6 protein-coding genes and 1 pseudogene are annotated in these 6,632 nt (G+C 73.1%); 3 read left to right on the plus strand and 4 right to left on the minus strand.

The window, feature by feature from the left end; genetic code table 11:
* The 4 genes and pseudogenes from EYA84_RS23365 to mtrA form a co-directional block, all read right to left on the minus strand.
* Positions 1-279: pseudogene (locus EYA84_RS23365) on the minus strand (hypothetical protein); the annotation flags it as partial.
* 46 nt (positions 280-325) lie between these two features.
* Positions 326-2,122: an LpqB family beta-propeller domain-containing protein gene (locus EYA84_RS23370; protein ID WP_131055350.1), complete on the minus strand. Its 1,797-nt coding sequence runs from the start codon at positions 2,120-2,122 to the stop codon at positions 326-328.
* Entirely contained in the window at positions 2,119-3,894 is a 1,776-nt protein-coding gene (mtrB, locus tag EYA84_RS23375) for an MtrAB system histidine kinase MtrB (protein WP_131055352.1), read from the minus strand. The genes EYA84_RS23370 and mtrB overlap by 4 nt, the downstream gene beginning before the upstream one ends.
* 12 nt (positions 3,895-3,906) lie before the next feature.
* The gene (gene mtrA / locus EYA84_RS23380; RefSeq protein WP_131055354.1) at positions 3,907-4,596 is read right to left on the minus strand and encodes an MtrAB system response regulator MtrA; all 690 of its coding nucleotides are present in this window, start codon (positions 4,594-4,596) and stop codon (positions 3,907-3,909) included.
* Positions 4,597-4,804: 208 nt separating this feature from the next.
* Here mtrA and EYA84_RS23385 point away from each other — a divergent pair, with 208 nt between their 5' ends.
* The 3 genes from EYA84_RS23385 to EYA84_RS23395 all read left to right on the plus strand — a co-directional run.
* Positions 4,805-5,650 carry a hypothetical protein gene (locus EYA84_RS23385; RefSeq protein ID WP_131055356.1) on the plus strand — a complete coding sequence of 282 codons (846 nt, stop codon included), beginning with the start codon at positions 4,805-4,807 and terminating at the stop codon, positions 5,648-5,650.
* On the plus strand, positions 5,647-6,228 hold the full coding sequence (locus tag EYA84_RS23390) for a DUF4129 domain-containing protein (RefSeq protein WP_131055358.1): 582 nt from the start codon (positions 5,647-5,649) through the stop codon (positions 6,226-6,228). The genes EYA84_RS23385 and EYA84_RS23390 overlap by 4 nt, the downstream gene beginning before the upstream one ends.
* Positions 6,222-6,632, plus strand: a 411-nt coding sequence (locus EYA84_RS23395; RefSeq protein ID WP_131055360.1) for a DUF4350 domain-containing protein, incomplete at its 3' end; no start/stop codon positions are given. The genes EYA84_RS23390 and EYA84_RS23395, both read left to right, overlap by 7 nt.

Consider the following 6,632-nt stretch of genomic DNA (forward strand, 5'->3'; position numbering starts at 1 on the left):
GCTAGTCTCGTGGGCTCGGAGATGTGTATCAGATACATGCAGGGCGCCGAGCGGGCGGGCCAGGCCGTGGCGGCCGTGGTCCTTGTACGCCAGCAGGATCTCCCGCAGCGGCCCGCCGTACGGGCCCAGGGCGTGACAGGGCGGCAGCCCGGGTGGGGCGGGGACCGGCCGCACCGGCCCGGGACGCAGCGCGCCGAGCGTGGCGACGCAGTCGGGACACACGCCGTGCCGCAGTCCCGACCGGCGTTCCCGACATCCGGCGCAGTCGGCGGGCAGCACCAGATCGGTCAGGTCCGCCCAGAGCCCGGCCAGCACGGGTGAGACCCTAGTAGAGGAAGAAGGGCGCGGTGGGGTTGCCCGGGCGCACCCCGGCGGGCGGCGGGGTGACGTCCTGGACCTGGTCCCGCACGATCCGCTCGAACGGGTTGCTGCGGTACGCGACGCCGTTGGCCTCGTACATGAACGAGCCCGCGTACGGGGAGAGCGGCATCGTCGGATACGCGGCCACGTGGCTCACCTCGGCTCCGGCGTCCTCCCGCAGCGGGGTCTCCAAGGCGCCGTCCACGCTGACCTCGTAGATCGCCGGTCGCCCCGCCGAACCGGCCACCAGCAGCCGGTTCTCCGCGCCCCAGTCGACCGCCGTCGGCCGGGTCAACGAGGTGACCAGACGCCGCGTCGGGCCGACCGTGGGCACGCCGCCCTCCCAGCTGATCGCCGCCACGTGCAGCGCACCGTCGACGATCAGGGCGACCCGGTGCCCGTCCAGCGCCGCCGCGACCCCGCCGACCTGACCCGGCAGGCCCAGTTGCACCGGCCGCAGCGCCGCCTGGTCGTCGAAGCGGTACAGCCGGTTGTCGGCGACCACCAGCCCGTACGGGCGGCCGTGGTCGCTGCGGAGCCACACCGGACGGCTGATCGCGGCGTGGCCACGGGCCGGTTCGGTCACGAAGTTCTCCACCACGTCCCGGCCCCGCCCGACGCTGAGTCGCTGTCGGCCGTCCGCGCCGGTCACCACCAGGGCGGCCAGCACGTCGGGGCCGGCCCGCCGCAGCCCGGCGGAGACGATGTCGCGGTTCGACTCGGCGGCCACCGGGACCGGCCGGTTCGACTCGCTGGTGACGGCCAGCCCGTGGATCGCTCCGTCGTAGACGCAGTACCGGGCGGTGCCGTCGAGCGTGTAGAGCGGGTTCGACGACCGCTGTCCGCCCAGGTCGACGACCTTGCGGGACTGGTTCAGGATCTTGATCTCGACGGTGCCGTCCAGCTCCGGCAGGGACCAGGCCAGTTGGGTGGCGAGCTGTTCCAGACGCCCCTCGTCGGCACCGGGCATGTCCAGGTTGACCTCCCACCGGCCGTCCGCGCCGGTGGCATTGTTGATCATCTCGGTGCGGTCGGGCAGGCCGGAGGCGCCGGCCCGCAGCCACTCCGAAGGCCCTGCGGTCAACCAGCGGACCACCTCGCTGACCCGGCGTTCGGCGGGCACCACCGAGGAGAGGTACCGCTGGTCGGGCACGAGCCGGGTGCGGTCGGAGTTCCAGAAGTAGATGGACTGGGCCTGGTAGTAGCGGCGCAGGGCCTCGTCGCTGAGCAGCAGCACGTTGGGCGGGTCGCTGACATAGAAGCCGGCGTCGTCCTGGCCTGCCGGACCGGCGCTGATCAGCCGGAACTCGTAGGTCGACTCGGTGGCCAACGGCGGCACCAGCATGCCGTTGGCCCGCAGCAGGCCGACCTGCTGGACGGTGATGGTGACCTTCATGCTGTCGACGTCCGGCTCGATCACCGGATCGTCGGTCAGGCGGACCACCGACAGGGCCACCTCGCTGCCCTGCCGCTCCTGCAGGCTGGGCTTGTCGGCCGCCGCGATGAATTGCTTGACCCGCTCGTACGCCCGGTCCGGCTCGCCTGCGGCGGCGGCCAGGAAGTTGCGGACGAACGCCTCGGCGTCGCTCCCGCTGGCCGTCCGGGTCGGCGGCTCGCTGCCCCGTCCCAACGACCAGCTCGCCTCGGCCGCCGGCCCACGCTGCTCGACCTGCACCTCGGAGTGATCCGGGATGCCGCAACCCGCGGTGAGGGCCAGCGCCAGGACGACGCCGAACACGGCACCGCTGACCCGACGCCTCACGACCCCACCTCCGCGCGCTGCTCGGGCACGGTCGGGGTGGCACCGCCACCGGCCGCCGGTGTGACGGTGAGCCCACCGGCCGGCCCCGGGCCGATGGCCAGCAGGCTTCCGGCGGGGGCACCGCCGAACGGCAGCGTCGCGTCGGCCGGCACCAGGCGCAGCGGCGAGGTGGTCAGCCGGTCACCGGCCCGCGCCGGCAGGGTGAGCCGGAACTGGGCACCCTGCCCGGGCGCGCCCCACGCCTCCAGCCAGCCGCCGTGCAGCCGGGCGTCCTCCAGGCTGATCGACAGCCCCAGCCCGGTGCCACCGGTCTGCCGGGCCCGCGACGGGTCGGCCCGCCAGAACCGGTTGAACACCAGCTTCTCCTCGCCGGGCTTGAGCCCGACGCCGTGGTCCCGGACGGTGAGCGCCACGGCGGTCTCGTCCATCCCCAGCGTGATCCGCACCGGCCGGCCCTCACCGTGCTCCACGGCGTTGCCGACCAGGTTGCGCAGCACCCGCTCGACCCGGCGCGGGTCGATCTCGGCGATCACCGGGGCGGACGGCACGTCCAACTCGATCGTCACCCCGACCCGCTCGGCCAGCCCGGAGAGCCGGTCCACCACCCGGTGCACCACCGGCACCAGGTCGGTCGGCTCGGAGTCGAGCACCGCGAAACCGGCGTCGAACCGGCTGATCTCCAGCAGGTCGGTCAGCAGCTCCTCGAACCGGTCCAGCTCGGCCTGGAGCAGCTCGGCGCTGCGGGCCACCGCCGGGTCGAACTCGTCGCGCTCGGCGAAGATCAGGTCGGCGGCCATCCGGACCGTGGTCAGCGGCGTCCGCAGCTCGTGCGAGACGTCCGAGGTGAACCGGCGTTGCAGCCGGGACATCTCCTCCAGCCGCAGGATCTGTCGTTGCAGGTTGGTGGCCATCTGGTTGAACGAGGCGGCGAGCAGGGCCAGGTCGTCCTCGCCGTTGACCGCCATCCGCTGGTCGAGCAGGCCGGCGGAGAGCCGCTGGGCGGTCCGGGCGGCGACCCGCACCGGCAGCACCACGAGCCGGGTCACCAGCGCGGCGAGCACGCCGAGCAGCAGCACCAGGGCGACCCCGGTGGCGACCACGGTGGCCCGGGCCTGACCGGACGTCACGTCCTGCACCGTCAGCGGCACGAAGTAGTAGAGCTCCACCTGGCCGAACTGGGTCGGCACCGGCGTGCCGTAGACCAGGTACTTCGTGTTGTCGTCGCTGGTGAGCCGCCCGGTGACGATCTGGTTGGCCACGTTGCCGTCGGTGACCGCGGCCCGCAGCTCGGGGCTGATCAGCGGCCGGACGTTCACCGACGGCGACGTGCGGGGCTCGATCACCCCGGGGTAGCTGTCCGCGGTGAGGGCCACCACGACGCCGCTGTTCTGCTGGGGGTCACCGCCGGCCAGGTAGTTGACCGTGCCGTCGATGGTCTCCTGGAGCTGGGCCTCCTGCGGCTGACCGTAGAGACTGAACTGCTTGGCCGCGTACTCGGCGCCGTTCGTCAGCCGGAGCTGGACGTCGGTCTTGGCGTTGTCCAGCAGGATGTTGGTGATCTTGTCGGCGATGAGGAACGCGAACCCGCCCACCAGCAGGCTGGAGACCACCAGGGTGATGGTCACCACCCGGACCTGCAACGAGCGCCGCCAGGTCTGGTGCAGCCCGGCGACGAGCCGGGCCGCCCGGCCGCTGAGCCCACGCCACAACTCCCACGCGGCACCTCGCCGGTGGGACGTCGTGTCAAGATCCGGTAGCGGGGAGTTGGTCACAGTGCGACCAGGCTATCCGGTACCCGCCTTGTAACCCACGCCGCGCACGGTGAGGATGATTTCCGGGCGCTCCGGATCCGGTTCGATCTTGGCACGCAGCCGCTGCACGTGCACGTTCACCAACCTGGTGTCCGCCGCGTGCCGGTATCCCCACACCTGCTCCAGCAGCACCTCGCGGGTGAAGACCTGGCGCGGCTTGCGGGCGAGCGCGACCAGCAGGTCGAACTCCAGCGGCGTCAGCTTCACCTCCTCGTCGTTGCGGCTGACGGTGTGCGCCGGCACGTCGATGGAGATCTGGTTACCGGGCGGACCGATGGTGAGCATCTCCGGCGCCGCGTCCTCGCCCCGCCGCAGCCGCGCCCGCATCCGGGCGACCAGCTCCTTGGGCTTGAACGGCTTCACCACGTAGTCGTCCGCCCCGGACTCCAGGCCGAGCACGACGTCGACCGTGTCGCTCTTGGCGGTGAGCATGACGATCGGTACGCCGGATTCGGCCCGGATGGCCCGCGCCACGTCGATTCCGCTCATTCCGGGCAACATGAGGTCGAGCAGGACGATATCGGGCCGGTTGTCGCGGAACGCGGCCAATGCCCGTTCCCCGTCCGCCACGAAGGACGGCATGAAGCCTTCACTGCGCAGCACGATGCCGAGCATCTCGGCGAGCGCAGGATCGTCGTCGACCACCAGTACCCGGGCTCTCATGGGGTTAATGTTTCCATCCCGTCAGTTCGGTGGACTCGGCGTCACCCGGCACGCTACTGCCGGAGTACACGCAGTGCCCAGCACCGGCCGGTTGCACCGCTCGCGCGAGCCACCCCGGGCCGGGCCTGCACCCGGGCGGACCGCGCGTGTCAACATGATCCCCGGGTGCGCCGCCGCGCGCCACCATCCACGCCTCCCAGGAGTACGCGTGCCCGAAGCAGGCCCCATCGCCGTGCTCCCCGGCCGCCCGCTCACCGTCGGTGAACTCCTCGACTCCGCCGTGCTCCTGCTACGCCACCACGCCCCGACGCTGCTCCCCCTCGCCGCCGTACTCGCCGTCGGCGAGCAGTTCCTCCTGCTGCCCCTGCGTACCGCCCTCGGTGTCGGCCCACCACTGTGGTGGCTGCCGAACCTCAACAATCTCGGCGGGTTCTGGCTGCTGCTCGCGCTCGGCGCGGCGACCGAGGCGATGATCGTCGTGCTGCTCGGCAACCCGGCCGCCCGGGCCGCCGGCGGCGCGCTGCTCGGTCACCGCCGCACCGCCCGGCACCTGGTACGCCCGACCGGTGGCCGGTGGGGCGCGACCCTGCTGCTCGCCCTGCTGGTGGGCGCCGCGATGCTGTTCCTGGCCCTGCTCGGCCCGGCGTGGTTCGTCGGATGGGCCCTGCTCGGCGCGGTGGCCCCCGCCCTCGTGCTCGACCGGGTCACACCACCGCGTGCCCTCACCCGCTCCGCCTCGCTCGCCCTGCGGATCGAGGGTCGCGCCGCCGCCCTGCGGACCCTCGGCTACCTGGTCTGGTGGATCCTCCGGGTCGGTCTCGGCTGGGGCATGTTCCTCGGGCTCTCCTCCCTCGGCCTGATCGAGGGCGAGGGCGCCCTGGTCGTCGCCGCGACCCTGCTCTGGGCCGCGGTCAACACCGTCGCGTACGCCGCACTGGCGTGTCTGGACGCCGTCCTCCACCTGGAGACCCGGATCCGCACCGAGGGGCTGGACATCCACCTGTCCCGGGTACCGGCCGACGCGGCACCGGCAGCCCTGGCGGTGCGCGGATGAACCCGAGCCGATGGTGGACCGAGACCACGGCGGCACTCGGCGACCTTGTCCCGCTGCCGCTGGCCGCACTGGCGCTGGCGCTGGTCACGGCCCTGGTCGCGGCCGGCTGGTACACCTTCCCGCGCTGGGTGCCCCGGCGGATTCCCCGACTGCGTCGCCGTACCCGCAACCGGCCGGAGCGCGTCGAGACCGTGAGTGCGGCACCCGCGCCCACCGTCGTTGACGTGCCGCCCTCGGCCGCGTCGCCGGTGGCCGCCTCCGACCTGGCCGACCGGCTCTCCGCCGACGGCCGTTACGCCGAGGCCGTCCGGGAACGACTGCGGGCCATGCTCCACGACCTCACCGACCGGCGCGTGGTCTGGATCCGGCCGGGCATGACCGTCGGCGAGGTCGTCACCGCCGCCAGCGCCAACCGCCCGCCCGTCGGCCCGCCGCTCGCCGCCGCGGCGGACATCTTCTCCGAACTCTGGTACGCCCAACGCGGCGCCACCGTCGACCACGACCACCGGATGCGCGAGCACGCCGACCGGCTGCGCCACGTACTCGCCACCGACGAGTCGGCGGAGGTCACGTGGTGACGCCCCGGGCCACCCGTCGCCGGCACCGGGTGGTGATCCCGGTCGTCCTCGCCGCGCTGCTGTTCACCGTCACCCTGGTCAGTCGCGAGTTCGACCAGCCCGACCAGACCGACCCGGGCTTCCTCTCGCCGGTGTCCACCGCGGACGACGGCGGCAGCCGGCTCGCGGCCAGCCTGGCCCGCAACGGCGTGGTGGTGCAGCGGGAGACCGAGACCGTGCAGGCACTACGGGCCACCCGGGGCACGCCGGCCACCCTGTTCGTCCCGGCACCCGAACTGCTGCACCCGCGTACCGTCGACGACCTCGGCCTGCTGCCCGCCGGCACCCGCCTGGTGCTGGTCGACCCGCCCCGGCGGGTGCTGGACGCCGCCGGGCTGCCGATCCGGCCCGCCGCCCGGCTGGCT

Origin of the sequence: Verrucosispora sp. SN26_14.1, from assembly GCF_004307965.1 — a bacterium.
GTDB lineage: Bacteria > Actinomycetota > Actinomycetes > Mycobacteriales > Micromonosporaceae > Micromonospora.

Bases quoted from the DNA above. Each gene is read 5' to 3' on its own strand.
- EYA84_RS23390 (WP_131055358.1), top strand. From the start codon at position 5,647: ATGAACCCGAGCCGATGGTGGACCGAGACCACGGCGGCACTCGGCGAC.
- mtrA (WP_131055354.1), bottom strand. From the start codon at position 4,596: ATGAGAGCCCGGGTACTGGTGGTCGACGACGATCCTGCGCTCGCCGAG.